General features: G+C 69.2%; 25 protein-coding genes. 13 read left to right on the plus strand and 12 right to left on the minus strand.

The window, feature by feature from the left end:
- Positions 1–6: 6 nt before the first annotated feature.
- The 3 genes from ilvC to BM070_RS01110 form a co-directional block, all read right to left on the minus strand.
- Positions 7–1,023: a ketol-acid reductoisomerase gene (gene ilvC, locus BM070_RS01100; protein ID WP_092936736.1), complete on the minus strand. Its 1,017-nt coding sequence runs from the start codon at positions 1,021–1,023 to the stop codon at positions 7–9.
- Positions 1,024–1,087: 64 nt separating this feature from the next.
- Positions 1,088–1,579, minus strand: a complete 492-nt coding sequence (gene ilvN, locus BM070_RS01105) for an acetolactate synthase small subunit (protein ID WP_011805034.1) — start codon at positions 1,577–1,579, stop codon at positions 1,088–1,090.
- 150 nt (positions 1,580–1,729) lie between these two features.
- Complete coding sequence (locus BM070_RS01110; RefSeq protein WP_092936738.1) at positions 1,730–3,511, minus strand: acetolactate synthase 3 catalytic subunit; 1,782 nt, start codon at positions 3,509–3,511, stop codon at positions 1,730–1,732.
- 290 nt (positions 3,512–3,801) lie between these two features.
- Between BM070_RS01110 and BM070_RS01115 the strand changes: the two genes are divergently transcribed.
- The 6 genes from BM070_RS01115 to BM070_RS01140 all read left to right on the plus strand — a co-directional run bounded on the left by BM070_RS01115 (position 3,802) and on the right by BM070_RS01140 (position 7,488).
- The gene (locus BM070_RS01115; protein ID WP_092936740.1) at positions 3,802–4,371 is read left to right on the plus strand and encodes an RNA polymerase sigma factor; all 570 of its coding nucleotides are present in this window, start codon (positions 3,802–3,804) and stop codon (positions 4,369–4,371) included.
- Positions 4,368–4,823 carry a DUF3619 family protein gene (locus tag BM070_RS01120; RefSeq protein ID WP_092936742.1) on the plus strand — a complete coding sequence of 152 codons (456 nt, stop codon included), beginning with the start codon at positions 4,368–4,370 and terminating at the stop codon, positions 4,821–4,823. The genes BM070_RS01115 and BM070_RS01120 overlap by 4 nt, the downstream gene beginning before the upstream one ends.
- A gap of 19 nt (positions 4,824–4,842) precedes the next feature.
- Complete coding sequence (locus BM070_RS01125) at positions 4,843–5,727, plus strand: DUF3106 domain-containing protein (protein WP_092936744.1); 885 nt, start codon at positions 4,843–4,845, stop codon at positions 5,725–5,727.
- 72 nt (positions 5,728–5,799) lie between these two features.
- On the plus strand, positions 5,800–6,369 hold the full coding sequence (locus BM070_RS01130) for an RDD family protein (protein WP_092936746.1): 570 nt from the start codon (positions 5,800–5,802) through the stop codon (positions 6,367–6,369).
- Positions 6,370–6,491: 122 nt separating this feature from the next.
- Positions 6,492–6,893 carry a diacylglycerol kinase gene (locus BM070_RS01135; RefSeq protein WP_092936748.1) on the plus strand — a complete coding sequence of 134 codons (402 nt, stop codon included), beginning with the start codon at positions 6,492–6,494 and terminating at the stop codon, positions 6,891–6,893.
- Positions 6,886–7,488 (plus strand): LOG family protein, encoded by a 603-nt coding sequence (locus tag BM070_RS01140; RefSeq protein ID WP_092936750.1) that lies wholly within the window; start codon positions 6,886–6,888, stop codon positions 7,486–7,488. Before BM070_RS01135 ends, BM070_RS01140 begins: the two co-directional genes overlap by 8 nt.
- Before the next feature lie 70 nt (positions 7,489–7,558).
- Here BM070_RS01140 and BM070_RS01145 read toward each other — a convergent pair whose 3' ends face one another.
- From BM070_RS01145 to BM070_RS01160, 4 genes are all read right to left on the minus strand, one after another.
- Positions 7,559–7,897, minus strand: coding sequence for a P-II family nitrogen regulator (locus tag BM070_RS01145; RefSeq protein WP_092936752.1), 339 nt, complete (start codon positions 7,895–7,897; stop codon positions 7,559–7,561).
- Positions 7,898–7,988: 91 nt separating this feature from the next.
- Positions 7,989–9,641 (minus strand): NAD+ synthase, encoded by a 1,653-nt coding sequence (locus tag BM070_RS01150; protein ID WP_092936754.1) that lies wholly within the window; start codon positions 9,639–9,641, stop codon positions 7,989–7,991.
- A gap of 61 nt (positions 9,642–9,702) precedes the next feature.
- Complete coding sequence (locus tag BM070_RS01155) at positions 9,703–10,278, minus strand: flavin reductase family protein (protein WP_092936756.1); 576 nt, start codon at positions 10,276–10,278, stop codon at positions 9,703–9,705.
- Positions 10,275–11,225 carry a LysR family transcriptional regulator gene (locus BM070_RS01160; RefSeq protein ID WP_092936758.1) on the minus strand — a complete coding sequence of 317 codons (951 nt, stop codon included), beginning with the start codon at positions 11,223–11,225 and terminating at the stop codon, positions 10,275–10,277. Before BM070_RS01160 ends, BM070_RS01155 begins: the two co-directional genes overlap by 4 nt.
- 123 nt (positions 11,226–11,348) lie before the next feature.
- Between BM070_RS01160 and BM070_RS01165 the strand changes: the two genes are divergently transcribed.
- From BM070_RS01165 to BM070_RS01175, 3 genes are all read left to right on the plus strand, one after another.
- Positions 11,349–12,545 (plus strand): CaiB/BaiF CoA transferase family protein, encoded by a 1,197-nt coding sequence (locus BM070_RS01165; RefSeq protein ID WP_092936760.1) that lies wholly within the window; start codon positions 11,349–11,351, stop codon positions 12,543–12,545.
- Between the two features lie 91 nt (positions 12,546–12,636).
- The gene (locus tag BM070_RS01170) at positions 12,637–13,659 is read left to right on the plus strand and encodes a Bug family tripartite tricarboxylate transporter substrate binding protein (protein ID WP_092936762.1); all 1,023 of its coding nucleotides are present in this window, start codon (positions 12,637–12,639) and stop codon (positions 13,657–13,659) included.
- 118 nt (positions 13,660–13,777) lie between these two features.
- A complete protein-coding gene (locus tag BM070_RS01175; protein WP_245785063.1) occupies positions 13,778–15,049 on the plus strand; it encodes a GNAT family N-acetyltransferase in 1,272 nt (423 codons plus the stop codon).
- Between the two features lie 149 nt (positions 15,050–15,198).
- Here BM070_RS01175 and BM070_RS01180 read toward each other — a convergent pair whose 3' ends face one another.
- From BM070_RS01180 to BM070_RS01190, 3 genes are all read right to left on the minus strand, one after another.
- Positions 15,199–15,708, minus strand: a complete 510-nt coding sequence (locus BM070_RS01180; protein WP_092936764.1) for a chemotaxis protein CheW — start codon at positions 15,706–15,708, stop codon at positions 15,199–15,201.
- Between the two features lie 171 nt (positions 15,709–15,879).
- Positions 15,880–16,416: an inorganic diphosphatase gene (ppa, locus tag BM070_RS01185; protein WP_092936766.1), complete on the minus strand. Its 537-nt coding sequence runs from the start codon at positions 16,414–16,416 to the stop codon at positions 15,880–15,882.
- A 137-nt stretch (positions 16,417–16,553) separates the two neighbouring features.
- On the minus strand, positions 16,554–17,993 hold the full coding sequence (locus BM070_RS01190; RefSeq protein WP_092936768.1) for a hypothetical protein: 1,440 nt from the start codon (positions 17,991–17,993) through the stop codon (positions 16,554–16,556).
- Positions 17,994–18,040: 47 nt separating this feature from the next.
- On the opposite strand from BM070_RS01190, the gene BM070_RS01195 reads away from it, so the two are divergent.
- Positions 18,041–19,474, plus strand: coding sequence for an aldehyde dehydrogenase family protein (locus BM070_RS01195; protein ID WP_092937288.1), 1,434 nt, complete (start codon positions 18,041–18,043; stop codon positions 19,472–19,474).
- A 126-nt stretch (positions 19,475–19,600) separates the two neighbouring features.
- Here the strand turns inward: BM070_RS01195 and BM070_RS01200 are convergent, their stop codons facing one another.
- Together BM070_RS01200 and BM070_RS01205 are read right to left on the minus strand one after the other, a co-directional pair.
- Complete coding sequence (locus BM070_RS01200) at positions 19,601–20,509, minus strand: ZIP family metal transporter (RefSeq protein WP_092936770.1); 909 nt, start codon at positions 20,507–20,509, stop codon at positions 19,601–19,603.
- A 66-nt stretch (positions 20,510–20,575) separates the two neighbouring features.
- Entirely contained in the window at positions 20,576–21,211 is a 636-nt protein-coding gene (locus BM070_RS01205; protein ID WP_092936772.1) for a superoxide dismutase, read from the minus strand.
- A gap of 302 nt (positions 21,212–21,513) precedes the next feature.
- Here BM070_RS01205 and BM070_RS01210 point away from each other — a divergent pair, with 302 nt between their 5' ends.
- From BM070_RS01210 to mobA, 3 genes are all read left to right on the plus strand, one after another.
- Positions 21,514–22,284 carry an SDR family oxidoreductase gene (locus BM070_RS01210; protein ID WP_092936774.1) on the plus strand — a complete coding sequence of 257 codons (771 nt, stop codon included), beginning with the start codon at positions 21,514–21,516 and terminating at the stop codon, positions 22,282–22,284.
- A gap of 111 nt (positions 22,285–22,395) precedes the next feature.
- Positions 22,396–23,544: a GTP 3',8-cyclase MoaA gene (gene moaA / locus BM070_RS01215; protein WP_092936776.1), complete on the plus strand. Its 1,149-nt coding sequence runs from the start codon at positions 22,396–22,398 to the stop codon at positions 23,542–23,544.
- Between the two features lie 100 nt (positions 23,545–23,644).
- Entirely contained in the window at positions 23,645–24,274 is a 630-nt protein-coding gene (mobA, locus tag BM070_RS01220; RefSeq protein WP_092936778.1) for a molybdenum cofactor guanylyltransferase MobA, read from the plus strand.
- Positions 24,275–24,304 lie beyond the last annotated feature (30 nt).

Below are 24,304 nucleotides of genomic sequence, written 5' to 3' on the forward strand. Positions count from 1 at the left end.
ACGCGATCAGTTGCGCGTCTGGTCCACCAGCTTGTTCTTGGCGATCCAGGGCATCATGGCGCGCAGCTTGCCACCCACCACTTCGATGCTGTGGTCGGCGGTGTTGCGGCGGCGGGCCGTCATGCTCGGGTAGTTCAGGCGGCCTTCCTGGATGAACATCTTGGCGTAGTCGCCGTTCTGGATGCGCTTGAGGGCTTTGCGCATGGCGGCGCGCGACTGCTCGTTGATCACTTCGGGGCCGGTCACGTACTCGCCGAACTCGGCGTTGTTCGAGATCGAGTAGTTCATGTTGGCGATGCCGCCTTCGTAGATCAGATCGACGATGAGCTTGAGCTCGTGCAGGCACTCGAAGTAGGCCATTTCAGGCGCGTAGCCGGCTTCGACCAGGGTTTCGTAGCCCATCTTGATCAGCTCGACGGCGCCGCCGCACAGCACGGCCTGTTCGCCGAACAGGTCGGTCTCGGTCTCTTCCTTGAACGAGGTCTCGATGATGCCGGCCTTGCCGCCGCCGTTGGCTGCAGCGTAGCTCAGGGCCAGGTCACGGGCCTTGCCGGACTTGTCCTGGTGCACGGCCACCAGGTGGGGCACGCCGCCACCCTGGGTGTAGGTGTTGCGCACGGTGTGGCCGGGGGCCTTGGGGGCGACCATCCACACGTCCAGATCGGCGCGGGGCACGACCTGGTTGTAGTGCACGTTGAAGCCGTGGGCGAAGGCCAGCGATGCGCCTTGCTTGATGTTGGGCTCGACGTTGTTCTTGTAGACGGCAGCGATGTCTTCGTCCGGCAGCAGGATCATGACCACGTCGGCGGCCTTCACTGCGTCGTTGACTTCCATCACCGTCAGGCCGGCCTTGCCGACCTTGTCCCACGAGGCGCCGCCCTTGCGCAGGCCGACCACCACCTTCACGCCGCTGTCGTTCAGGTTCTGTGCATGGGCATGGCCTTGCGAGCCGTAGCCGATGATGGCCACGGTCTTGCCCTTGATGAGGCTCAGGTCGGTGTCTTTGTCGTAGAAAACTTTCATGGGTCGCTCCGGTTGATATGCGTTGTCAGGGGGAAATTGAAAAAGGAAGGAAATCTGGCGCGGCTCACACGCGCAGGATGCGCTCGCCCCGGCCGATGCCGCTGGCGCCGGTACGCACCGTCTCCAGGATGGCCGTGCGGTCAATGGCCTGCAGGAAGGCATCGTTCTTGGACTGGTCGCCCGTCAGCTCGATGGTGTAGCTCTTCTCGGTCACGTCGATGATGCGGCCGCGGAAGATGTCGGCCATGCGCTTCATCTCCTCGCGCTCCTTGCCGACGGCGCGCACCTTTACCATCATCAGCTCGCGCTCGGTGTAGGCGCCTTCGGTCAGATCGACCACCTTCACCACCTCGATCAGGCGGTTCAGGTGCTTGGTGATCTGCTCGATCACGTCTTCCGAGCCATGGGTCTGGATGGTCATGCGCGACAGCGATGCGTCCTCGGTGGGCGCCACGGTCAGCGATTCGATGTTGTAGCCCCGCGCGGAAAAGAGGCCGACGACGCGCGACAGCGCACCGGGTTCGTTTTCCAGCAGGACGGCGATGATGTGTTTCATGGATGCAGATTCCTCTTTTTGCTGCCCTCCCCCGGCGCCGGTAAGCGTCGGGCTTGGCAGGCAATAGATTCGTCGATTCTTCGAAGTGATTTTGCTATCTATTCGATAGCTGATAGCGCTTGATGGACAAGCGCTGCAGACCGATTCGCCTCAGAGATCTTCCGATCCCAGCAGCATTTCGGTGATGCCCTTGCCGGCCTGCACCATCGGGAACACGTTCTCGGTGGGGTCGGTGCGGAAGTCGATGAACACGGTGCGGTCCTTCAGGCGGCGGGCCTCGCGCAGCGCGGGCTCCACGTCCTCGGGGCGCTCGATCAGCATGCCGACGTGGCCATAGGCCTCGGCCAGCTTCACGAAGTCGGGCAGCGAATCCATGTAGCTGTGGCTGTAGCGGCCGGAGTATTCGATCTCCTGCCACTGGCGCACCATGCCCAGGAAGCGGTTGTTCAGCGCGCAGATGACGATGGGCGTGTCGTACTGGCGGCAGGTAGCCAGTTCCTGGATGTTCATCTGCACCGAGCCTTCGCCCGTGATGCAGAACACTTCCGACTGGGGCTTGGCCAGCTTGATGCCCATGGCGTAGGGAATGCCGACGCCCATGGTGCCCAGGCCGCCTGAGTTGATCCAGCGGCGCGGCTCGTCGAAGCGGTAGTACTGCGCGGCCCACATCTGGTGCTGGCCCACGTCGGACGTGATGTAGGCATCGGCGTCCTTGGTCATGTTCCAGAGCGTCTCGACCACGAACTGCGGCTTGATGACTTCCTGGTTGCCGCGGTCGTACTTCAGGCAGTCGCGCTTGCGCCAGCCTTCGATCTGGTCCCACCACGCGGCCAGCGCGCCGGCATCGGGGCGGGTCGTGGTCTCGCGGATCATGGAGATCAGCTCGGTCAGCACGTCCTTCACATCGCCGACGATCGGGATATCGACCTTCACGCGCTTGGAGATGGACGACGGGTCGATGTCCACGTGGATGATCTTGCGGTCGTTCTGCGCGAAGTGCTTCACGTTGCCGATCACGCGGTCGTCGAAGCGCGCGCCCACGGCCAGCAGCACGTCGCAGTGCTGCATGGCGTTGTTGGCCTCGATCGTGCCGTGCATGCCCAGCATGCCCAGGAACTTGCGGTCGCTGGCCGGATAGGCGCCCAGGCCCATCAGCGTGTTGGTGACCGGATAGCCCAGCATGTCCACCAGCGTGCGCAGCTCGTTGGTGGCATTGCCCAGCAGCACGCCGCCGCCGGTGTAGATGTAGGGGCGCTTGGCGGTCAGCAGCAGCTGCAGCGCCTTGCGGATCTGGCCGCCGTGGCCCTTGCGCACCGGGTTGTACGAGCGCATTTCCACCGACTGCGGGTAGCCGCTGTAGGGCACCTTCTTGAAGGACACGTCCTTCGGGATATCGACCACCACGGGGCCGGGACGGCCGGTGCGGGCGATGTGGAAAGCCTTCTTCAGCGTGGAGGCGAGATCGCGTGCGTCCTTGACCAGGAAGTTGTGCTTGACGATGGGGCGCGTGATGCCGACGGTGTCGCATTCCTGGAAGGCGTCCAGGCCGATCGCGGCAGTGGGCACCTGGCCGGAGATGATCACCATGGGGATCGAATCCATGTACGCCGTGGCGATGCCGGTGACCGCATTGGTCAGGCCCGGGCCGGAGGTGACGAGGGCCACGCCCACTTCGCCGGTGGCGCGGGCATAGCCGTCGGCGGCATGCACGGCGGCCTGTTCGTGGCGCACCAGCACGTGCTGAATGGTGTCCTGCTTGTAGAGCGCGTCGTAGATGTACAGAACGGCGCCACCGGGATAGCCCCAGATGTATTGGACGTTCTCGGCCTGCAGGGATTTGATGAGGATTTCGGCGCCCATGAGGTCCTGGGAGCCGGCGGCGCCTTGTGCGGCGGCCGTTGCCGATGCGATTTCGGCCTTGGAGATTTCCATGATCAACCTTTGCGAATTTCTCTGACGAAAAACCTTGGGTGCCCCTCGGACCGGCTCTTGTGAAGCCGCCTCAGAACTTGAGGCCGCGGCCATGGGCGAGATGATTGCTGCGCCGGACCGGGACCCGTTTGCCTTTTGACTTGCGACGCGGATTATGTCACCGCCGGCCCTGGGGTAGTCCGCATGTCGGAAAAATAAACGGCCGGTGCCATAATCGCGGGCTTCGGCTGGCCTGCTGCACATGCGGCCCGCCCCGCCCTTTTGCCCGCCCCACGCGGGCTCTTCGACTCTTGGCCACCGAACGAGAACTGTCAGACTTCCTCAAAGGCGTTGAAAAGCGAGCGTTCAAGCGCTCGCTCTACCACGTGCGCAACGAGGAAGCCGCTCTGGACATCGTCCAGGACAGCATGCTCAAGCTGGCAGAGCACTATGGGGACAAGCCGCCCGGCGAGCTGCCCATGCTGTTCCAGCGCATCCTCTCGAACTGCACGCTCGACTGGTTCCGCCGGCAGAAGACGCGCAATGCGCTTTTCTCCAGCATGAGCGACTTCGAGGGCCCCGACGACGACGGCGGCGATTTCGACCTGCTGGAAGCCTATGCCGGCCCCGAGGACGGCGAAACCGCGCAGAGCGCCGAAGACCTGGCGCGCCGCGCGCAGGTGTTCCGCGACATCGAGGCCGAGATCCAGGAACTGCCGCCCCGTCAACGGGAAGCCTTCCTGATGCGTTACTGGGAGGAAATGGATGTTGCAGAAACCGCAGCCGCCATGGGCTGCTCCGAAGGCAGCGTGAAAACGCACTGCTTCCGTGCAGTCCAGACCCTGGCCAAGGTGCTCAAGGCCAAAGGAATCGAACTATGAACCGCCCACCTTCCGTCTCTGCCGAACTCTTCGCCGACCGCTATGCGCGCCGCGTTGCCGCGCGCCTGACGGAAGGCGCGAGCGCCCTGCCCTACGACATCTCCGAGCGCCTGCGCGCCGCGCGCATGCAGGCGCTGGACAAGCGCCGCAAGCCGGTCGCCGTCCCCGTGCGGCAGACGGCCACCGCGCCCGCCGTGGTGGCCGCCGGCAATGGCGTCGCCACGATGGGCTGGGGCGGCGAAGGCGGCAACTGGTGGCGCGCGCTGGTGTCGGCCGTGCCGCTCACGGCCCTGCTGGTCGGCTTGGTGTTCATCAACGTCACGCAGGACGAATCCAGTTCCTCGGAGATCACCGAAGTCGATACCGCCCTGCTGACCGACGATCTGCCCCCGCAGGCCTATGCCGACCCGGGCTTCCTCCAATACCTCAAGACGGCCAACGAGAGCCGCTGAATCTGCACGACACCACTGCATGCCACCCAGCCTGACCGACGCCCCCCGCATCCTGCCAGCCGCCGTGCTGGCTTTTGCGTTGCTGGGCGCACTGAGTTGGGGCGGATGGCGTGCGGTGACGCAGGTGCGCATGGCGCCCGGCACGGCGATTCCCGCCCAGGCCCTGTCGCCGCAGCCGCATGCCGCCCGCAGTTCCACCGTGCGCCCCGTGCGGATGCCTGAGCCCGCCGAAACCGGCGGCCCGGCCTGGGACGATCTGACCACCGCCCAGCAGGAAGCGCTGGCGCCGCTGAACGAGCGCTGGCCCGTGCTGAGCGAGGCGCAGAAGCGGCACTGGCTGAACCTCGCCGCCAGCTTCAGGTCGCTCCCCCACGAAGAGCGCCGCAAGATGGTCGAGCGCATGACCGAATGGGCCAACCTCAGCATCCAGCAGCGCAACCAGGCCCGGTTCAACTACGCCGCCACCTCCCGCATGACGGCGGACAACAAGCGCGCCAAGTGGGAGGCCTATCAGGCCTTGAGCGCGGAAGAAAAGCACCGGCTCGCAGCGCACGCCGCGCCCAAGCCGGCCGGCGCCGCCACCGCCCTGCGGCCCAGCGCAGCACGCAAGCTGGCCAAGGTGCCGGCGGCCACCGCCGCCGCCGCGAAGTCGGCCAGCGCGCCCAATCTGCCCAAGATCCCGCGCATCAACGAGACCCACACACTGCAGGCCCTGCCGGTGCCCACGGCCTGGCCCATGATGCCTGCCTCCGCCAGCGGGGTGGGCGTGGAAACGGCGCCGGTGAGCATGCCGGCTGCCGCCGTCGTGACCCCGTTGCCGCCCGGCGGCGCGGCTGCTGCCCCCGCGGCATCACAGGCAGAGCCCCTGGCGCGCGATCTCACGCCGCTGCACGCGCCACAATAGGCGCTGCGCCGCTTCCCGCGTGTCGCATCGCCCTGACGTCTCCGCCGATCCGACCCGCCGCCCATCCGCCGCATGCCCGCCTCCCCGATCTCCCGCCTCCCCGCCGCCACCGAGCCGGCGGCGGCCCCGCACCCTGACGCCGCCGCCTTCCTCGGCGCCCCGCCCCTGTGGCGCCGCATGGCCTGCTGGCTCTACGAAGGCATGCTGATGTTCGGCATCGTCTTCATCGCGGGCTACCTCTTCGGCACGCTGAGCCAGACCCGCAACGCCCTGGACAACCGGCATGCGCTGCAGGCCTTCCTCTTCGTGGTGTTCGGCATCTACTTCACCTGGTTCTGGGCCAAGGGGCAGACGCTGGCCATGAAGACCTGGCATATCCGCATCGTGGGCAAGGATGGCCGCGCCATCAGCCAGCGGCGGGCGCTCGCCCGCTATGCGCTCAGCTGGCTATGGTTCTTGCCGCCGCTGGCGGCCATCGCCCCGTTCCAGCTGCCGGCGGGCGAATCCGCCGTCATCGTGCTGGGCTGGGTGGCCGTCTGGGCCCTGCTCAGCCGCTTCCATCCGGAGCGGCAGTTCTGGCACGACGCCCTGGCCGGCACGCGCCTGGTGCATTTCCAGCTGCCGCGCCCGCCGCGGCGCTGAGTGCCCGGAGCCAGGCCCCCGCCACGTTCCGCCGACCGCGCGTCGCGCCCCTTGGCGCCGGCGACGGCCCCAGCCGTCATCCCGAGCGCGCCTTCCTGCGACAAAATAGCTTTCCTGCGCCCATGTCCTCTTTGCCCCATACACCCCACCCCCACAAAGCCCGCACCGGCTTGCGCCGCGTATGGCACGCCACCGGCTACTCGCTGCAAGGCCTGCGCGCGGGCTGGACCGAGAAAGCCTTCCGCACCGAGATCGCCCTGTCCTGCGTGCTGCTGCCGCTGGCATGGTGGGTGGGCGGCAACTGGGTCGAGGTGGCGCTGCTGGTCGGCGTCGTCGTGCTGGTGCTGATCACCGAGCTGCTCAATTCGGCGGTGGAATCGGCCATCGACCGCGTGGGCCCCGAACTGCATTCGCTGTCCAAGCGCGCCAAGGACCTGGGCAGCGCGGCAGTGCTGTTGAGTCTGCTGCTGTGCTCGGGCGTCTGGGCCGCAGCCCTGTACCAGAGGTTTTTCATCCATGGCTGATACCGCCGAACCCGCTTTCTCGATCTGCGTCTATCTGGGCTCGCGCCCGGGCGACAACCCGCGCTTCGCGCAAGCCGCCACGGCCGTCGGCCGCTGGATCGGCGAGCGCGGCGGCCAGCTGGTCTATGGCGGCGGCCGCAGCGGCCTGATGGGCACCGTGGCCGAGGCCACCCGCCTGGCCGGCGGCCGCGTGCTGGGCGTGATCCCCCAGGCGCTGGTGGACAAGGAACTGGCCAACCAGCAGTGCGACGAGCTGCACATCGTGAAGAACATGCACGAGCGCAAGGCCATGATGGCAGAGCGCTGCGATGCCTTCGTCGCGCTGCCCGGCGGCATCGGCACCTTCGAGGAACTGTTCGAGGTCTGGACCTGGCGGCAGCTGGGCTACCACGACAAGCCCCTGGGCCTGCTCAACGTCGATGGCTACTACGACGGCCTGCTGGCCTTTCTGCACACCAGCGTGCAGAGCGGCCTGATGAGCGACTGGCAGATGGGCTTGCTCTCCACCCATACCGAGGTGGATGCGCTGCTGCGCACGCTGGTGCAGGAAGCGGGCAGCAACATGGACGAGGTTCCGCTGCGCGAAGTGATCTGACTTCGGGCGTAGCGCGGCGGCGGCAGGCAGCCCTGCGGCGCCCGCCCCGTTCGCCGATGGATGCCCGGCCTCAGACGGCGGCTTCGTCCAGGTCGCCCGTGCGGATGCGCACCACGCGCTCCACGGCCGTCACGAAGATCTTGCCGTCGCCGATCTTGCCGGTGCGCGCCGCGCCCACGATGGCGTCCACGCAGCGCTCCACGTCTTCGGTGCGCACCACCACCTCGACCTTCACCTTGGGCAGGAAGTCCACCACGTACTCGGCGCCGCGGTAGAGCTCGGTGTGGCCCTTCTGGCGGCCGAAGCCCTTCACCTCGGTCACGGTCAGGCCGGTGACGCCGCAATCGGCCAGCGCTTCGCGGACCTCTTCGAGCTTGAAGGGCTTGATGACGGCGGTGATCATTTTCATGGCGGGTCTCCTGGAAGTGAAAAGACAGGCCGCGCCTTGCGATGCTGCGCGAGCCCTGGGGATGAGTGATCAGGCAGGCAGGCCGGCCGCGTCAGGCGCGGAAACGGCTGGTGATGGGGTAGCGCCAGTCCTTGCCGAAGCTGCGGCGCGTGACGCGGATGCCCACCGGCGCCTGGCGGCGCTTGTATTCGTTGAGCTTGATGAGGCGGGTGACGCGCTCCACGTCGGCGCGGTCGTAGCCCGCGTCGATGATGGCCTCGATGGGCTCGTCGTTCTCCATGTAGCGGGCGACGATGGCGTCGAGCACCTCATAGGGCGGCAGGCTGTCCTGGTCCTTCTGGTCCGGGCGCAGCTCGGCGCTGGGCGGGCGCGTGATGATGCGCTCGGGGATGGGGCTGGCGCCCGTGCCGAACGGATCGTTGGCATTGCGCCAGCGCGCCAGGGCGAAGACCTGGGTCTTGACCACGTCCTTGATGACCGCGAAGCCGCCGGCCATGTCGCCGTACAGCGTGCAGTAGCCGGTCGCCATCTCGCTCTTGTTGCCGGTGGTGAGCACGACGGAGCCGAACTTGTTCGACAGCGCCATCAGCAGCGTGCCGCGGATGCGCGCCTGCAGGTTCTCTTCGGTGGCGTCTTCGGGCAGGCCGGCGAATTCGCTGGCGAGCGCGGCCTTGAAGGCCTCGAACTGCGGGGCGATGGAGATCTCGTCGTAGCGCACGCCCAGGCGCTCGGCCATGTCGCGCGCATCGATCCAGCTGATGTCGGCCGTGTAGGGCGAAGGCATCATCACGGCGCGCACCTTGTCCGCGCCCAGGGCATCGACCGCGATGGCCAGCACCAGGGCCGAGTCGATGCCGCCCGACAGGCCCAGCAAGGCGCCGGGAAAGCCGTTCTTGCCCACGTAGTCGCGCACGCCCAGCACCAGGGCGGACCAGAGATCGGCCTCCAGCGAGGGCACGGGGGCCACATCCGCTCTCAATTCAATAGCACCCTGCGCAGATTCCACCTGCACGGAGAGCAGTTTTTCCTCGAAACCCGGGGCACGGAAGGCGATGAAGCCGTCGGCATTCAGGCCGAAGGAGCGGCCCTCGAACACCACCTCGTCCTGCCCACCCACCAGATGGGCATAGACCAGGGGCAGGCCGGTTTCGGTCACCCGGTCGCGCATGATCTGCTCGCGGTCGGCGCTCTTGCCGGTATGGAAGGGCGAGGCATTGATGCTGACCAGCAGCTGCGCACCCGCATCGGCCGCGCGCCGTGCCGGGCCGCTGAACCAGGCGTCTTCGCAGATCAGCAGGCCCACGCGCACGCCTTCGACCTCGAACACGCAGGTGCCGGTACCGGGCGTGAAATAGCGACGTTCGTCGAACACGCGGTAGTTGGGCAGCTCCTGCTTGACGTAGGTCTGCTCGACGCGGCCCGCGCGCACCACGCTGGCGACGTTGGCGCAGCGCCCGGCCGGGTCGTCGGGCAGGCTGCAGGGATGGCCGACGACGATGGCCAGGCCCTCCAGCGCGGCCGATGCCTGCACCACCTCGGCCAGGGCCGCATCGCAGGCGGCGAGGAAGGCCGGCCGCAGGAACAGGTCTTCGGCCGCATAGCCGCACAGGGCCAGCTCGGGCGTCAGCAGCAGGCGGGCGCCGGCGGCATGCGCATCGCGCGCGGCCTGGATGATCTTCTGGGCGTTGCCCGGCAGATCGCCCACGATGAAGTTGAACTGGGCGATGCTGATGGCGAATGGCATACGTGGAGAAGGAAGCGGAGCGCGAATAAGAACTCGGCTCATTATGTCATCCGGGTCCGGCTCAGTCGGCGGCGCCGCCCTCGACCGAATCGCCCGGCAGCAGGTAGTGGCCGCCCGCCACGTGGTGCAGCGTGCGCAGCGCGTCGTGCCCCTCGAAATGCCAACGGCCGGCCGAATACACGCGCTCGTCGGCCCAGGCGCCCACGATCTCGCCCAGGAAGAGGTCGTAGGTCTGCTGGATGTGCGGCTCGGGCAGCAGCCGGCAGGCCAGCCAGGCCACGCAGCCCTCCACCAGCGGCGCGGGGCTTTCGGGCTCGTCGATCCAGGCCAGGCCCGCCAGGGTGGCGGCCTTGTCCACGTCCTTGCCGCTCACGCCGCCGATGGCCGTGGTCAGCGCCGCCTGCGCACTGCAGGGCACGCTGAGCGCGAAGTAGCCGGACGATTCGATCAGGCCGCGCGTGAAGGTCGCCTTGTCGATCACCACCGCCGCCTTGGGCGGCATGAAGTCGAGCGCCATGTTCCAGGCCGCGGCCATGACGTTGGAGCGCCCGCCGTGGGCGGCGCTGACCAGCACCGTGGGGCCGTGGTTGAGCAGGCGCGTGGCGCGGTCGAGGGGAACGGGTCTGCGATAGGTCATGGCGCGATTGTCGCGGCGCGCCGGCGGCGGCGCTGGTGCGCTCCGGCTTGCCCCTCCTGCGCCTTCTCCTTCTCGATGAGAAAGCCGATCAACGTCTGCACCGCCAGGGTCTGGTAGCGGTCGGGCACGTGCAGCAGGAATTTGCCGGTCGCCAGGAAGTCCAGCGTGCCCGGCTCCAGCGGCAAGGGCTGGAGCACGCCGCCATCGATCGCGGCCTGCACCATGTAGTCGGGCATGAGCCCGATGCCCAGCCCCTGCGATACGGCGCCCAGCAGGCAATGGAAGTTGGCCGACACCAGCCTGAAGCGGATCGGCGGCATGCGCTGGTTGGGGCCCGAGATGCCGGCCGTGCGCAGGCGCTCGCTGGTCTGGGATGACGCGATCAGCGGCAGCTGCTTGAGCGCATCCAGCGTCGTCGGCCGGCCGTGCTGATCGAGGAATCCGGCGGTGGCGCAGGCCACGTAGCTCACCGGACCCAGGCGGTGCGCCACCAGCTGCGGCGGCGGCTCGGCCATCACCCGCACCGCGAAATCGACGGCGCCCTTGACCAGCTCTTCGATGTCGTTGTTGAAGATGACGTGCAGCGCGATGTCGGGATGCAAGTGCATGAATTCATTCAGCCAGCCGGACATGCGCAGCTGCCCGTAGCCGCTGGGCACGCCCAGGCGCACCGAGCCCTGCAGCCCGCGGCCGAGGCCGCTGACGGCCTCGTCGGCCGCCTTGGCCTCGTGCCGCATGGCCAGGCCATGCTGGTAGAGCTTGAGGCCGATCTCGGTCGGCACCAGCTCGCGCGTGGTGCGGCGCAGCAGCTGCACGCCCAGCTGCCGCTCGAAGCGGTTGAGCCGCTGGCTGACGTTGGCCCGGCTGGTGCCCAGCGCCGCCGCGGCGCGGCTCAGGTTGCCGGCTTCGATGATGTCCACCAGCAGGCTCAGTCCTTGCACATCCATTGTTAACTCCCGATGAGCGCAATCATCACAAAATTCGGCCGATTGTAAATTTTCAAACGGCTACGAATAATGGGCGGCATGCCTGCGCCGCAGGCCCATCCACCGCCCCACACCGCCTCATCGATGAACCCCGGAGCCTCCGCCCCCCTCCCCCTCGCCGGCCTTCGCGTGCTGGACCTCTCGCGCGTGCTGGCCGGACCCATGTGCGCCATGGCCCTGGCCGACCTCGGCGCCGACGTCATCAAGGTCGAACACCCGGAGCGCGGCGACGACACGCGCGACTGGGGCGTACGCATCGGAACACGCAACACCAGCTACTTCAACAGCGCCAACCGCAACAAGCGCTCCATCACGCTCGACCTGCAGGGCGAGGCAGGCCTGGCGGTCGCCTGCCGGCTGGCAGCGCAGTCCGACGTGGTGATCGAGAACTTCAAGCCCGGCGGCGCCGACCGCCTCGGCCTGGGCTATGCGGAGCTGTCCGCAGCCAACCCGCGCCTGGTGTATTGCTCCATCTCGGGCTATGCGCGCACCACGGCCGAAGCCCAGCGCCCCGGCTACGACCTGGTGGTGCAGGGCGAGGCCGGCATCATGGCCATGAACGGCGAAGAGGGCCAGGGGCCGCTGAAGTTCGGCGTGGCCGCCGTGGACATGTTCACCGGCATGTACGCAGGCCAGGCGATCCTGGCCGCGCTCTACGAGCGGCAGCGCACTGGCCGCGGCCGCCACGTGCAGATGGCGCTCTACGACTGCGGGGTGATGATCACCTCCTACTACGGCATGGAAGCGCTGCTGCGCGCGAGCGATCCGCCCAAGTTCGGCAACGCGCACCCGGCCATCGTGCCCTACGGCGTGTTCGACGCCGCAGATGGCCCCATCGTGATGACCGTCGGCAACAACGGCCAGTTCGTGCGCCTGTGCCGCGACGTGCTGGGCCAGCCCGAATGGGCCTACGACGAGCGCTTTTCCACCAACACCGCGCGATCGGCCCACCGGGCCGAACTGCTGCCCCTGGTCCGCCAGGCCCTGCAGGCCTTCAGCCGGCGCGAGCTGCTGGCCAGGCTGGAAAAGGCCCAGATTCCCTGCGGCGAAGTGCTGGGCATGCACGAGGCGCTGACCTCCGAACGCACGGGCGCGGCCGGCCTGCTGCACCGCTACGAAGACACCGAAAGCGGCCCCCAGTCCGTGCTGGCGCCCCCTTACATGATGGACGGCCAGCGCCTGCCCGTGCGCAGGCAGCCCCCGCACCTGGGCGAGCACACCGACGAGATCCTGCGCGAACTGCAGGGCCTGGAGAACGCCGCCGCAGCACCCAGGCCCTGATCGCCGGAGCCCACCGGCCCGGCCGCCGACAGGCCACCATCACCGAACGCCGAGAAGAGCGCCCCACCCACCACACGACAGGAGACAAACCATGCACCGCCCCCCTCTTTCATCCGCCCACGGCCTGAGCCGCCGCCAGCTGCTGCAGGCCGGCGCCGCATCCGCCCTGGCCGGCACCAGCCTGCACGCCCTCGCCGCCGATACCGCCTGGCCCGGCAAGGTCATCAAGATGGTCGTCGCCTTCCCGGCCGGCGGCCCCACCGACACGGTCGCGCGCATCACGGCCCAGAAGCTGGGCGAACGCCTGGGCACCACCATCGTGGTGGACAACCGGCCCGGCGCATCGGGCTCCATCGGCACGGCCTCGTTCATCAAGTCGGCGCCCGACGGCAACACGCTCTCGATGTTCGGCATGCCGGCGCTGCTGGCGCCGCTCATGTACAACAACAACGCCTACGACGTGGAGAAGGATTTCCTCTGCGTGGCAACCGTCTATGACCTGGTGATGGGCATCGTGGTCAATCCCGAAGTGCTGCCCGGCGTCGATTCGCTGCAGGCGCTGATCGCCAAGGCCAAGACCGCCAAGCCGCCGCTGAACTACACCAGCTCCGGCACCGGCAGCTTCGGCCATCTGGCCATGGAGCAGCTCAAGGACCTGGGCGGCTTCGACATGCTGCACGTGCCCTACCGCGGCAGCGCGCCTGCCGTCACCGACCTGCTGGGCGGCCAGCTGGGCGTGATGTTCGCGGACCTCGTGGCCGCACTGCCGCACATCCGTGCGGGCAAGCTGCGCGCCATCGCCCTCAGCTCGCCGCGCGGCCGGCAGATGCTGCCCGGCGTCAAGACCGTCGCCGAACAAGGCTTCCCCGGTTTCGACTTCGACTCCTGGGGCGGCCTCATCGCCCCGCTGGGCACGCCGGCGCCGGTCATCACGCGCCTGAACCGCGAGCTCAAGGACATCCTCACCAACGACCAGGAAGTGAAGGACAAGCTACTGCAGGTCGGCGCCATCGCCAGCTACCAGCCCGCCGACGCGATGCGCAAGCGGCTGCTGGCCGACCGCGCGCGCTGGACCCGGATCGCCAAGGACAAGAACATCAGCGCGGTCGGCTGACGCCTGCGGCGGACGGCCCCGCGCGCCGGGACCGTGTTCAAGGTCGGGCGACGCGCGGTGTCTTCGATCTGGTGGCACCATCGGGCGGCCCGAAGCCCCCAGAAGAAAGCCGCCGCTCTTGCCACACCGACCCATCACCGCTCCCGCCCGGCCCGCCCCTGCCGGGCCGGACTACACCCTGCGCATCGACGCCGACCCGGCGCAGGTCGATGCCGCCGCGTGGGACGCCCTGCTGGCCGCGCAGCCCCACCCCACGCCCTTCTTGCGCCACGCCTATCTGGCCGCCCTGCACGACAGCGGCAGCGCCACGCCCGCCACCGGCTGGACGCCCGTTGTCTTCACGCTCTGGCTGGACGGCGAACTGCGCGCCGCCTGTGCGCTCTACGCCAAGCCGCACTCCTACGGCGAATACGTCTTCGACTGGGCCTGGGCCGACGCCTATGCGCGCCACGGCCTGGAGTACTACCCCAAGGCCGTCGTGGCCGTGCCCTTCACGCCCGTGCCCGGCGCCCGCCTGCTCGCGCGCAGCGCGCCGGACCGGCTGGCGCTGCTGCAGGGCGTGCTGGCCTGGTGCGAGGAGTCGGAGCTTTCGTCGCTGCACTTGCTCTTCGGCGCGCAGGAAGACCTGCAGGCCGCGCAGGCGGCGGGCCTGATGCTGCGCCACACGGTGCAGTTCCACTGGAAGAATAGCGCTCCCGCCGATGCCCCAGGGGCAGCCGATGCGCCCGGCAGGCCGTTCCGCGACTTCGACGATTTCCTCGCCTCCCTCTCGCAGGACAAGCGCAAGAAGATCCGCCAGGAACGGCGGCGCGTGGCCGAGGCCGGCGTCGGCTTCCGCTGGGCGCGGGGCGCGGACATCGCTTCGGCCGACTGGGATTTCTTCTACCGCTGCTACGAGCGCACCTACCTGGAACACGGCAACCCGCCCTACCTCACGCGCGACTTCTTCCACCGCATGGAGCGCGACATGCCCGAGGCCTGGGTGCTGTTCATCGCCGAGCGCGAGGGCACCCCGATCGCCTGCAGCCTGATCGGCGTGGGGCCGGGCGCGGCGAATGCCGAAGGCTCGCCGTCAGCGGGCGCAGAGGTGGCCTTCGGCCGCTACTGGGGCGCGATCGAACGCGTGGACTGCCTGCATTTCGAGGCCTGCTACTACCAGCCCATCGCCTGGTGCATCGCGCACGGCGTGCAGCGCTTCGAGGGCGGCGCGCAGGGCGAGCACAAGATGGCGCGCGCCCTGCTGCCGGTGCAGACCAGCAGCGCCCACTGGCTGGCCCATCCGGCCTTCGCCGAGGCGGTGGACCGTTTTCTGGAGCGCGAAGGCGAAGGGGTCTCGAACTATCTGGAGCACCTGCAGGCGCGCAGCCCGTTCCGGCGCGAGCCCGGCTGAGGCTTGCCAGCGCAGGCCGCCAGGCGGCCTTCGCGCTGACCTGGCCCCCAAAAGCAAAAAGGCGCTCCGCGATGGAGCGCCTTCCAGTGGCGACGTGCATCTGCAGCCGCGGCGCGCTGCGGAGAGCGCCGCCGAACCGCCGGGCCCGCTCAGGCCGTGGCGACGGAACGCACGAGGCCCATTTCGGAGCCACTGAGCAGGGATTCGATGTCCACCACGATCAGCATGCGTTCGCCCACGGTGGCGATGCCGCGCACGAAGGCGGCGTCGATCTGGCTCTCGAACTGGGGCGCGGGCTTGATGCTTTCTTCCGCCAGCGCCACCACGTCGGCCACCGCATCCACCACGGCGCCGATCACCGTGCCACCCACGTTCAGGATGATGACGACGGTGAAGTCGGTGTAGTCGGCCTGGGGACAGTGCAGCTTCACACGCAGATCGACGATGGGCACGATCACGCCGCGCAGGTCGATCACGCCCTTGATGAACTCGGGCGCATGGGCCATGCGCGTGGGCTGTTCGTAGGAGCGGATTTCCTGCACGCGCAGGATGTCGATTCCGTACTCCTCCTGACCCAGGCGGAAGGTCAGGAACTCGGCGGGTGCGTTGACAGCAGCAGCACCGGCAGCGGAGCGCTGGGAGAGATTGAACGACGACATGGCAGGCAAATCCTTCAGATGGGCAGGCGCGCAATACGCCCCAGGTCCGTCAGCATATCATTTTCTGTTACACCCGGTGACATAACTGAAAAACCTGGATTGCGCAGTGCAATAAAAAAACCCGCTGGCCTGTCACCAGCGGGTTGTACGGCAAGGCCAGCAGTATGGGGCTCAGCCCAGGGTCTTCTGGTAGGCGGCCACGCCGTCCGTGATCTCCTTGTGGGCGGCTTCGATGCCGTCCCAGCCCAGCACCTTGACCCACTTGCCTTCTTCCAGGTCCTTGTAGTGCTCGAAGAAGTGCGAGATGGCCTTGAGCTTGATCGGCTCCACGTCGTCCAGCGACTGGATCTTGGCGTAGGCCTTCAGGATCTTGGCGGTGGGCACGGCCAGCACCTTGCCGTCCACGCCGGACTCGTCTTCCATCTTCAGGATGCCCAGCGCGCGGCAGGGAATGACCACGCCCGGGGGCAGGCGGTAGGGCGTCATCACGAGCACGTCCACCGGGTCGCCGTCGCCGGACAGGGTTTGCGGCACGTAGCCGTAGTTGGTGGGGTAGTGCATGGCCGCGGTCATGAAGCGGTCCACGAAGATGGCGCCGGATTCCTTGTCCACTTCGTACTTGATCGGGTCCGATTCCATCGGGATCTCGATCACGACGTTGAAGTTTTCGGGCAGGTTCTTACCGGGTTTGACGTTGTTCAGGGACATGCGATCTCGCGTAGTGATGGGTGAAAACGGCGGCGGCTGCGCCAGGCCCCCGGCGGCGCGCGTGCGCCTTCCCGAGCGGCCCGGCAGAGCCGGGTGGCCCGGATTCTAGGCGACCGGGCCCGGCAATCGGCCGAGGCTCAGGGCCGCTGGCGCTCGGGCACGCGGGTGGCGAGCGGCGCGGGCACATAGGCCGGCTCGAAGGTGCAGCCGGCGCCGAAGCGCGCTTCGGCCGAGCGGCAGCGCGCGGCCACGCCCTCGGGCGTGGGCTTGTCGCCCTTGCTGGACCAGTCCAGCAGCGCGCCCATCAGGGCCACGTAGGTCGGATCGCTGATGTAGCTGTGCGTGCCCTGGCGGGTGAAGGTCTGCACCAGCCGGCCGCCGCTGCCTGCGCGGTCCATGGTGGAGCGGAACTGCGCGTCCAGTTCGGCGAAGGCCGTCGGGTCGCTGATCCATTTCACGCTCAAGACCGGCACCGGCGCGGGGATGTGGCCCGTGGGGTCGGTGTCTGCCGCGAAGCGCGCGTAGGCCACGGGGTCGGCCGCGAGGCGCGGCACGCCGGCATTGAGCGCCGCGTCGTCGGCCGAGCCGCCATAGACCGCGCCGATGTTGCCGAAAGGGCTGGCACCGCCGGTGCGGTGGCTGCTGATGTCCTGGAAGTGGAAGGTGCCCCAATAGAGGTGCGGCAGGATGGCGCTGGCCGGAATGCGCAGCACCCGCTCCAGCGTCTCGACGCGGCCCTGCTGCGCGGGCGTGCGCTGCGCGGCCGGCCGGTCCAGGCCCAGGCACTCGTCGGCGCGCGCCTTCAGGTCGGCACGCGACATGTGCACGCCCGCCGGCAGGCCCAGGTTGAGCGCATAGGCCGGCTCGGTGGGCCGCGGGTGGTTGTGGCAGAGGTACTGATAGACGGCGCGCAGATCGGTGCGCACGTCGTAGGAATGCGATCCGCCGCCCAGCACGCCGCTGGTCAGCAGCACGGCGTCGTAGGGCCGGCGGCCCACGGTCTGCTCGGTGAAAAGCTCCGCCTGGCGTGCGGCCACGCTGGCGCCCCAGGACTGGCCGTGCAGCACGGTGATGCGCGGCACGGCGATGTACTGGCTGAAGATGCGGCGCAGCCGTTCGGAATCTGCCGCGGCATCGCGCACCGCCACCCCGCCCTGGTGGTAGGTGGAGCCGGCCCAGGCGTAGCCCGCGCGCACCATCACCGCCCAGCGGTTCAGGTCGTCCACCGTGCGCTCGGCCTTGGGCGCGCCCAGCTCGGGCCCACCGTGATCGTGCAGCACCAGGGTTCCCTGCCAATCCTGGGGCACGGCGATGTAGTAATAAGCGCCGGCGGAGTCGCGGCCGCCAAAGCAGCGGGCCGTGCGGGGCACCTCGGAGGGGCAGGCCGTGGCCACGGGCGCGGGCTCGGCGGCGGGGTCGAAGGCCGGCGCGTGCCATGCGGGCACGGCGGGGCCATCGTGCGGCACGGGCGCAGGCGGCTGCAGCGGGGTCTGGGTGGCGGCGCAGCCGGCCAGCAGCACGGCGCTGGCCGCAGCCAGCCACCAGGGGGCACGCAGGAAGATGTCGGGCTTTGGCATGGTGCATTGATTGTGTCAGGGCCGCCAGCCCCGCCACAATGGCCACCATGCAGTTCCACTCCATCGCCAACGCCCCCGTGCCCTCGTCTTCGGGCCGCACCATCGCGGTCATCGACCCGTCCGACGGGGCGCAGTACGACGAGATCCAGCGCGGCACGCCGGAAGACATCGATGCCGCCGTGCACGCCGCGCGCCAGTGCTACGACGCCGTCTGGCACAAGCTGGCGCCCGCGGAGCGCGGCCGGCTGCTGATGCGCCTCTCCCACGCGGTGGCCGAGAACGCCAGCGAGCTCACGGCCATCGAGCAGCGCGACTGCGGCAAGCCCACGCGCCAGGCCCGCGCCGACGCGCTGGCGCTGGCGCGCTACTTCGAGTTCTATGCCGGCGCCTGCGACAAGCTGCACGGCGAGACCATTCCCTACGTGGAAGGCACGAGCGTGCTCACCTGGCGCGAGCCGCACGGCGTGACCGGCCACATCGTGCCCTGGAACTACCCCATGCAGATCTTCGGGCGCAGCGTGGGCGCGGCGCTGGCGGCAGGCAATGCCTGCGTGGTCAAGCCCGCCGAAGACGCCTGCCTCTCGCTGCTGCGCGTGGCGCAGCTCGCGGCCGAAGTAGGCTTTCCGGCGGGCGCGCTCAACATCGTGACCGGCTACGGCCATGAGGCGGGCGATGCGCTGGCGCGGCATCCGGGCATCGACCACATCAGCTTCACCGGCAGCCCCGGCGTGGGCACGCTGATCCAGCAGATCGCGGCCGAGCGGCACTGCCCCGTGACGCTGGAGCTGGGCGGCAAGAGCCCGCAGATCGTCTTCGCCGATGCCGACCTGGACGCCGTCGTGCCGGCCGTGGTGAACGCCATCGTGCAGAACGCCGGGCAGACCTGCTCGGCCGGCTCGCGCGTGCTGATCGAGCGGGCCATCTACGAGCCGCTGCTGGAGCGCCTGGGCAGGGCCTTCGAGGCGCTGCGCGTGGGCCCCGCCGCCATGGACCTGGACCTGGGCCCGCTCATCCGCCAGAGCCAGCAGCAGCGCGTGTGGGACTTTCTCTCCGACGCACAGGTCGCCGGCATTCCGATGGTGGCCCAGGGCACGGTGGTGGACCTGGCGCCGGAGACCGGCTTCTACCAGGCCCCCACCCTGCTGCGCGACGTGCCGCCCGGCCACCGGCTGGCGCAGGAAGAGGTCTTCGGCCCGGTGCTCGCCGCCCTGCCCTTCGAGGGCGAGGACGAAGCCGTGCAACTGGCCAACGGCACGGCCTTCGGCCTGGTGGCCGGCGTGTGGACGCGGGACGGCGCCCGCCAGCTGCGCATGGCGCGGCGCATCCGTGCCGGGCAGGTGTTCATCAACAACTACGGCGCGGGCGGCGGTGTGGAGCTGCCCTTCGGCGGCGTGCGGTCGAGCGGCCACGGGCGCGAGAAGGGCTTCGAGGCGCTCTACGGCTTCACCACGCTCAAGACGGTAGCGATACGGCACGGTTGAACAAGCACCACTCACAAGCACCACTCGCTACGCTTTCGATAGCTGCTGGCGCTTGTCTGGCCTGGGCTGCAGGCGTTTTCGATGCCGATCCTGGCGCCACCCCGCCCTGCGGAGCGGCGGACCGGCTCAGCCCAGCGCCGTATCCAGCAGCATCATGGTGACGAAGCCGATCATCAGCCCGCCGGTCGCCCAGGCCTCATGGCCCTTGCGGTGCGATTCGGGAATGATCTCGTGGCTGATGACGAACAGCATCGCCCCCGCCGCGAAGCCCAGCCCCCAGGGCAGCAGCATGGCCGATGCGCTGACCACCGCCGCGCCCAGCACCGCCCCGATGGGCTCGACCAGCCCCGAGGCCATGCCCAGCCCCACCGCCACCGTCCGCCGGTAGCCGGCCGCGAGCAGCGCGACGGCGACGACCAGCCCCTCGGGCACGTCCTGGATGGCGATGCCCGCCGTGAGCGTACTGCCGCCCACGCTGCCCGAGCCCGCATAGGCCACGCCGATGGCCAGCCCCTCGGGCAGGTTGTGCAGCGCGATGGCGAAGACGAAGAGCCAGGTGCGCTGCAGCGTGCGCGCGGGCTGGCCTTCGGCGCCCTTGATGAAATGCTCGTGCGGCAGCAGCCGCTCCATCACCAGCAGCGCCAGCGCGCCCAGCAGGATGGCCGCGCCGATGGTGCCGCCCGCCGCCCAGGGGCCGGCGCCCGACGACCGGGCCGCCTCCAGCCCGGGCAGGATCAGCGAGAACGAGCTGGCCGCCAGCATCACCCCGGCGCCGAAGCCGAAGAGCGTGTCCTGCACCTTGTCGGAGAGCCGCTGCGAGAACATCACCGGCACCGTGCCCAGCGCCGTCGCCAGCGCCGCGACCAGCCCGCCCTGCCAGGCCTGCGCCACATGCTCGTTGGCCTGCAGATAGGCCGAGAACTGCAGCGTGAGCGCGACCAGCCCCAGCACGGCGATGGCAACGCCCAGCCACCGGCGGGCGGGCCAGCGGATGGGGCCGGCATGGCGGGGCGAGGTCGCGTCGTCAGGGGTCATGGGGCGGGCTCCGGCAGGGGGCATGGCGGGATCGGAAGAGCGGGCAGGCAGCGTTCGCGGAGCCCTTCAGCCGCGCGCTGCGGCCAGGGCCTGGGCGTGGCGCCGCGCCACCTCGGCCCAGTCCACCACGTTATAGAAGGCGGCGATGTAGTCGGGGCGCCGATTCTGGTACTGGAGGTAGTAGGCGTGCTCCCACACATCCAGCCCCAGGATGGGCGTGTGGCCCGAGGCGATGCCGGGCATGAGCGGGCTGTCCTGGTTGCCCGTGCTCTCCACCGCCAGCCGGCCCTGCGGCGTGACCACCAGCCAGGCCCAGCCGCTGCCGAAGCGCGTGAGCGCGGCCTTGGTGAAGGCCTCCTTGAACGCATCGAAGCCGCCCAGGTCGGCGTCGATGGCGCGGGCCAGCTCGCCCGCGGGCTGGCCGCCGCCCCGGGGCGACATCACCGTCCAGAACAGGCTGTGGTTGGCATGGCCGCCGCCGTTGTTGCGCACCGCCGTCTGCAGCGATTCGGGCAGCTGGCCGATGGCGGCGACCAGCGCCTCCACGCTCTGGCCCGCATGGGGCGTGCCTTCCAGCGCCGCGTTCAGGTTGTTCACATAGGTCTGGTGGTGCTTGCTGTGGTGGATCTCCATGGTCTTGGCGTCGATATGGGGTTCGAGCGCGTCGTAGGCATAAGGCAGTGCGGGCAGCGTGTAGGGCATGGCAAAGGACTTTCTGGAACAGGGAAACGAACGAAGCGCGAACGCCCCGGCGGGGGCGCCGCAGCGGCGCGGAACGCGGGCTCCGGAGAAAGCGCGGCGCCCTGCGTTTCGCCCCATCATATTTGCAAATGATAATTATTATCAATAAAGCCAGTCAATGCCAGAAAAGCCCACGCTGGCTATAGTGGGCTGGCGCCCAGAACGCCGCCGCGCAGGATGGAATCGGCCCGCAGCCCTCATTCCGCCTGCGCCATAAGCTACGAAAAGCATAGCAATCACCATCCCCGCACACAGGAGACCCCATGCGCCTCGCCCATAAATCCGTTCTCGTCACCGGCGCCGGCAGCGGCATCGGCGAAGGCATCGCCCGCCGCCTCGCGGCCGAAGGCGCACGGGTCGTCGTCAACGACCTGAACGCCGAGGCGGGCCAGCGCGTGGCCGAGGCCATCCAGGCCGCGGGCGGTGAAGCCGCCTTCGTGCAGGGCGACGTGACGCGCTCGGATGACGTGCGCGCCCTGGTCGCAGTCGCCCTGCGCCTGCACGGCCGGCTGGACGTGGTGGTCAACAACGCCGGCTGGACGCACCGCAACCGCCCCATGCTGGAGGTGAGCGAGACGGACTTCGACAAGGTCTATGCGGTGAACGTCAAGAGCCTCTACCTCTCGGCCATCCACGCCGTGCCGGCCATGCGCGCCAACCCGGGCGGCAGCGGCGGCAGCTTCATCAACATCGCCTCCACGGCCGGCCTGCGGCCCCGGCCCGGACTGACCTGGTACAACGGATCGAAGGGCGCGGTCATCACCACCAGCAAGTCGATGGCGGCCGAGCTGGGGCCGGACAACATCCGCGTGAACTGCATCAACCCGGTGTTCAACCCCGACACGGGCCTGGCGGCCGAATTCGCGGGCGGCCCGGTGGACGACGCGGCCCGCGCCCGCTTTCTCGCCAGCATTCCGCTGGGCCGCTTCTCCACCGCGCTCGACGTGGCCAACGCAGCGCTCTACCTGGCGAGCGACGAGGCAGCCTTCATCAGCGGCACCTGCATCGAAGTGGACGGCGCGCGCTGCGTCTGAGCAGCCCCGGCATCGCGCCGGAAAACCGGGAATTCCGCCCTCCCGGATCGCCCCCTCGCGACAAAGCCCGCCACGCCCAGCGGGCAGCCCCCATGCGGCAGAATCGGCCGCATGGCTGAACGTGTCATTCCCCTCGTGGACCAGCGCCTTGCGATGCGCGCGCCCACCGTGCCCGCGGGCGCGGCCGGCCTGCCCACGGGCCGGCTGGCCGACGCGCTGGGCCGCCCCTTGCGCGATTTGCGCATCAGCGTGACCGATCGCTGCAACTTCCGCTGCGGCTACTGCATGTCCAAGGAAGTGTTCGACAAGGACTACGCCTACCTGCCCCATTCGGCGCTGCTGAGCTTCGAGGAGATCACGCGCCTGGCGCGCCAGTTCGTCGCGCACGGCGTGGGCAAGATCCGGCTCACGGGCGGCGAGCCGCTGCTGCGCAAGAACCTGGAACGGCTGGTGGAGCAGCTCGCCACGCTGCGCACGCCCGAGGGCCGCGCGCCCGACCTCACGCTGACCACCAACGGCTCGCTGCTGGCGCGCAAGGCCCGGGCGCTCAAGGAAGCGGGCCTGGACCGCCTCACGGTGAGCCTCGACAGCCTGGACGACGCCGTCTTCCGCCGCATGAACGACGTGGACTTCCCCGTCGCCGACGTGCTGGCCGGCATCGATGCCGCGCAGGCCGCGGGCTTCGACCGCATCAAGGTCAACATGGTGGTCAAGCGCGGCACCAACGACCACGAGGTGCTGCCCATGGCCCGGCACTTCCGCGGCACGGGCGTCACGCTGCGCTTCATCGAATACATGGACGTGGGCGCCACCAACGGCTGGCGCATGGACGAGGTGCTGCCCTCGGCCACGCTGATCGCCCGGCTGCAGGAGCAGCTGCCCCTGGTGCCGCTCGAAGCCAGCGCCCCCGGCGAAACCGCGGCCCGCTGGGGCTATGCCGACGCGCTGGGCCGCCACGATGCGGCGCTGGGCGAGGTCGGCGTCATCAGCAGCGTGACCCAGGCCTTCTGCCGCGAATGCAACCGCGCGCGCCTGTCCACCGAAGGCCAGCTCTACCTCTGCCTCTTCGCCACCCAGGGCTGGGACCTGCGCAGCCTGCTGCGCGGCGGCGCCAGCGACGAGGCCATCGCCGCCGCCATCGCCCCCATCTGGCAGCAGCGCAGCGACCGCTATTCCGAACTGCGCAGCCAGCTGCCGCCCGACGCCCCCACCGCCGGCACGGGCCGGCGCCGCGTGGAGATGAGCTACATCGGCGGCTGAAGCACACGGCAGCACAGCAGCACCGCAACAGACAACAGGCGCCCGGCCCCTGCGCCCCCTCTCTCTTTCAGACAGCGACGAACCGAACGAGCCCCTCCTCATGATCGACCCAGAAGACATCACCGGCCTGGTCCTCGCCGGCGGACGCGGCAGCCGCATGGGCGGCGTGGACAAGGGCCTGCAGAACTTCCGCGGCCTGCCGCTGGCGCTGCACGCCCTCATGCGCCTGCAGCTGCAGGTGGGCCACACGCTGGTCAACGCCAACCGCAACCTGGCGGCCTACGAGGCCTTCGGCACGCCGGTCTGGCCCGACGGGCTGGCCGACTACGCCGGGCCGCTGGCCGGCTTCCTGACCGGGCTGGAGCGCTGCGAAACCGGCTGGCTGCTGACCGTGCCCTGCGACACCCCCCTCTTCCCCTACGACCTGGCCGCGCGCCTGGCCGCCGCCGCCCAGGCGCAGGACGCCGACATCGCCATGGCCGCCGCGCCCGAGACCGACGCCGCCACCGGCGCCACCGTGCTGCGGCCGCAGCCGGTGTTCTGCCTGCTGCGCGTGTCGCTGCTAGAAAGCCTGGTGCAGTTCACCCAGGCCGGTGGCCGCAAGATCGACCGCTGGACCGCGCAGCACGCCTGCGCCATCGTGCCCTTCGACCAGCCGGACGACGACCCGCTCGCCTTCCGCAACGCCAACACGCCCGAGGAGCTGCGCGCGCTGGAGTCCGCCGCGTGAACGCCCGGGCCCTCACCCATCCGCCCGCCG

Origin of the sequence: Paracidovorax wautersii, assembly GCF_900113035.1 — a bacterium.
GTDB lineage: Bacteria > Pseudomonadota > Gammaproteobacteria > Burkholderiales > Burkholderiaceae_C > Paracidovorax > Paracidovorax wautersii.

Coding starts and splice junctions, on each gene's coding strand:
- ilvC (WP_092936736.1), bottom strand. CDS start 1,023: ATGAAAGTTTTCTACGACAAAGACACCGACCTGAGCCTCATCAAGGGC.
- ilvN (WP_011805034.1), bottom strand. CDS start 1,579: ATGAAACACATCATCGCCGTCCTGCTGGAAAACGAACCCGGTGCGCTG.
- BM070_RS01110 (WP_092936738.1), bottom strand. CDS start 3,511: ATGGAAATCTCCAAGGCCGAAATCGCATCGGCAACGGCCGCCGCACAA.
- BM070_RS01120 (WP_092936742.1), top strand. CDS start 4,368: ATGAACCGCCCACCTTCCGTCTCTGCCGAACTCTTCGCCGACCGCTAT.
- BM070_RS01125 (WP_092936744.1), top strand. CDS start 4,843: ATGCCACCCAGCCTGACCGACGCCCCCCGCATCCTGCCAGCCGCCGTG.
- BM070_RS01130 (WP_092936746.1), top strand. CDS start 5,800: ATGCCCGCCTCCCCGATCTCCCGCCTCCCCGCCGCCACCGAGCCGGCG.
- BM070_RS01135 (WP_092936748.1), top strand. CDS start 6,492: ATGTCCTCTTTGCCCCATACACCCCACCCCCACAAAGCCCGCACCGGC.
- BM070_RS01140 (WP_092936750.1), top strand. CDS start 6,886: ATGGCTGATACCGCCGAACCCGCTTTCTCGATCTGCGTCTATCTGGGC.
- BM070_RS01145 (WP_092936752.1), bottom strand. CDS start 7,897: ATGAAAATGATCACCGCCGTCATCAAGCCCTTCAAGCTCGAAGAGGTC.
- BM070_RS01150 (WP_092936754.1), bottom strand. CDS start 9,641: ATGCCATTCGCCATCAGCATCGCCCAGTTCAACTTCATCGTGGGCGAT.
- BM070_RS01155 (WP_092936756.1), bottom strand. CDS start 10,278: ATGACCTATCGCAGACCCGTTCCCCTCGACCGCGCCACGCGCCTGCTC.
- BM070_RS01160 (WP_092936758.1), bottom strand. CDS start 11,225: ATGGATGTGCAAGGACTGAGCCTGCTGGTGGACATCATCGAAGCCGGC.
- BM070_RS01165 (WP_092936760.1), top strand. CDS start 11,349: ATGAACCCCGGAGCCTCCGCCCCCCTCCCCCTCGCCGGCCTTCGCGTG.
- BM070_RS01170 (WP_092936762.1), top strand. CDS start 12,637: ATGCACCGCCCCCCTCTTTCATCCGCCCACGGCCTGAGCCGCCGCCAG.
- BM070_RS01180 (WP_092936764.1), bottom strand. CDS start 15,708: ATGTCGTCGTTCAATCTCTCCCAGCGCTCCGCTGCCGGTGCTGCTGCT.
- ppa (WP_092936766.1), bottom strand. CDS start 16,416: ATGTCCCTGAACAACGTCAAACCCGGTAAGAACCTGCCCGAAAACTTC.
- BM070_RS01190 (WP_092936768.1), bottom strand. CDS start 17,993: ATGCCAAAGCCCGACATCTTCCTGCGTGCCCCCTGGTGGCTGGCTGCG.
- BM070_RS01195 (WP_092937288.1), top strand. CDS start 18,041: ATGCAGTTCCACTCCATCGCCAACGCCCCCGTGCCCTCGTCTTCGGGC.
- BM070_RS01200 (WP_092936770.1), bottom strand. CDS start 20,509: ATGACCCCTGACGACGCGACCTCGCCCCGCCATGCCGGCCCCATCCGC.
- BM070_RS01205 (WP_092936772.1), bottom strand. CDS start 21,211: ATGCCCTACACGCTGCCCGCACTGCCTTATGCCTACGACGCGCTCGAA.
- BM070_RS01210 (WP_092936774.1), top strand. CDS start 21,514: ATGCGCCTCGCCCATAAATCCGTTCTCGTCACCGGCGCCGGCAGCGGC.
- moaA (WP_092936776.1), top strand. CDS start 22,396: ATGGCTGAACGTGTCATTCCCCTCGTGGACCAGCGCCTTGCGATGCGC.
- mobA (WP_092936778.1), top strand. CDS start 23,645: ATGATCGACCCAGAAGACATCACCGGCCTGGTCCTCGCCGGCGGACGC.